A 1,926-nucleotide genomic window follows, 5' to 3' on the forward strand; every position below is an offset into this window, starting at 1 on the left:
AGGTATGCCTTGGACGAGGGGCTCATGCTGACAGCGCGCTGCTCTGTTGGGTCAGTCGGTAACCGGCACCGCGGACGGTCTCGATCATGCGCGYGCATTGCACGCGCTCCAATGCTTCGCGCAGGCGCTTGACGTGGACGTCGATGGTGCGTTCCTCGATGAAGACATGGTCGCCCCAGACGCGGTCCAGCAGCTGCGAGCGGCTGTGCACACGTTCCGGATGGGTCATCAGGAAGTGCAGCAGGCGGAATTCGGTGGGGCCGAGCTTGACCTCATTGCCCTCACGGCTGACGCGGCGCGTGCCCGGGTCCAGCAGCAGCGGGCCAACCTCGACCGCGCTGTCCAGCGCCTCGGGCGCCTTGCGGCGCAGCACTGCACGGATGCGCGCCAGCAGCTCATTCGTTGAGAAGGGCTTGGTGATGTAGTCGTCGGCACCCGCGTCGAGGCCGGCGATCTTGTCGCCCTCCTCGGCGCGCGCCGTCAGCATGATGACGGGCAGCTCCTTGGTGCGGGCCAYGCCGCGCCACTGGCGAGCCAGGGCCACGCCGCTCTGGCCGGGCAGCATCCAGTCCAGCACCACCAGATCGGGCAGCACGCGGTCCACTTCGTACTGAGCCTGCGTGGCACTGCCGGCGATCGTCACCTCGAAACCGGCATGGCGCAGGTTGATGGAAATCAGCTCAGCAATCGCCGATTCGTCTTCAACAACAAGGACTCGGCTCATGATCAGCGCACCATCGTTTCAACCGCCTCGGGCGAGTTGTGTCGCACGTCCTGGCCCTTGACGACGTAGATGACGACCTCGGCCAGGTTCTTGGCATGGTCACCGACGCGCTCGATCGCCTTGGCGACGAAGACAAGGTCGATGGACGAGGAGATGGTGCGCGGGTCTTCCATCATGTAGGTGATGAGCTTGCGCAGCAGGCCGTCGAACTCCTTGTCGATCTCGTCGTCGTGCTTGAGCACGTCCAGCGCCCGCTCCACGTCCAGGCGCGCAAAGGCGTCGAGCGACTTGCGCAGCTGCGTCGTGGCGAGCTCGGCTTCGAAGCTCAGGTCGGACATCGGCAAGCGCATGCGGCTCGACACGCCGCTGGCCACCAGGCGCTGCACGGTGCGGGCGATGCGCGCCGCCTCGTCGCCGACGCGCTCGAGGTTGGCAATGCTCTTGCTGATGGCGATCAGCAGGCGCAGGTCGCGGGCCGTCGGCTGGCGGCGCGCGATGATGGTCGAGAGATCGCGGTCGATCTCGATTTCCATCGTGTTGACGCGGCTTTCCTTGGTCAGCACTTCATCGGCCGATGCGGCGCTGAAGTCCACCAGCGCCTGCACGGCCTGGGCCACCTGGGCCTCCACGAGGCCGCCCATTTCGAGCACGCGGGTCGAGATGCCGCTGAGCTCGGCATCGAACTGGGTCGAGAGATGTTTGTCCACCATACCGTCCTCCTTGATCAGCCGAAGCGGCCGGTGATGTAGTCCTCGGTGTCCTTGCGCTTGGGCTTCATGAAGAGCTCAGCGGTCGGTCCGAATTCGATCAGGTCGCCCAGGTACATATAGGCCGTGTAGTCAGAGCAGCGCGCGGCTTGCTGCATGTTGTGGGTCACGATAGCCACCGTGTAGTCGGCCTTGAGCTCGTGGATGAGCTCCTCGATCTTGCCGGTGGAGATCGGGTCCAGCGCCGAGSWSGGCTCGTCGAGCAGCAGCACCTCGGGCTTGATGGCAATGCCGCGTGCGATGCACAGGCGTTGTTGCTGGCCGCCGGACAAGCCCGAGCCGCTCTGGTTGAGCTTGTCCTTCACCTCTCCCCAGAGGGCGGCCTTCTTCAGCGCCCACTCCACGCGCTCGTCCATCTCCACGCGCGGCAGCGTCTCGAACAGCTTCACGCCGAAGGCGATGTTGTCGTAGATGGACATCGGGAAGGGCGTGGGC

At 65.3% G+C, this 1,926-nt stretch carries 3 protein-coding genes; all 3 read right to left on the minus strand.

Annotated features, from left to right (window positions below; translation table 11 throughout):
• Positions 1-22: 22 nt before the first annotated feature.
• Entirely contained in the window at positions 23-724 is a 702-nt protein-coding gene (phoB, locus tag ACXJKJ_RS30025) for a phosphate regulon transcriptional regulator PhoB (RefSeq protein WP_457394979.1), read from the minus strand.
• 2 nt (positions 725-726) lie between these two features.
• Positions 727-1,434, minus strand: coding sequence for a phosphate signaling complex protein PhoU (gene phoU / locus ACXJKJ_RS30030; protein WP_056195475.1), 708 nt, complete (start codon positions 1,432-1,434; stop codon positions 727-729).
• Between the two features lie 14 nt (positions 1,435-1,448).
• Positions 1,449-1,926, minus strand: a 478-nt coding sequence (locus tag ACXJKJ_RS30035) for a phosphate ABC transporter ATP-binding protein (RefSeq protein ID WP_457394982.1), incomplete at its 5' end; no start/stop codon positions are given.

The sequence above is a fragment of the Roseateles sp. P5_E1 genome (genome assembly GCF_054049335.1).

Coding starts and splice junctions, on each gene's coding strand:
- phoU (WP_056195475.1), bottom strand. CDS start 1,434: ATGGTGGACAAACATCTCTCGACCCAGTTCGATGCCGAGCTCAGCGGC.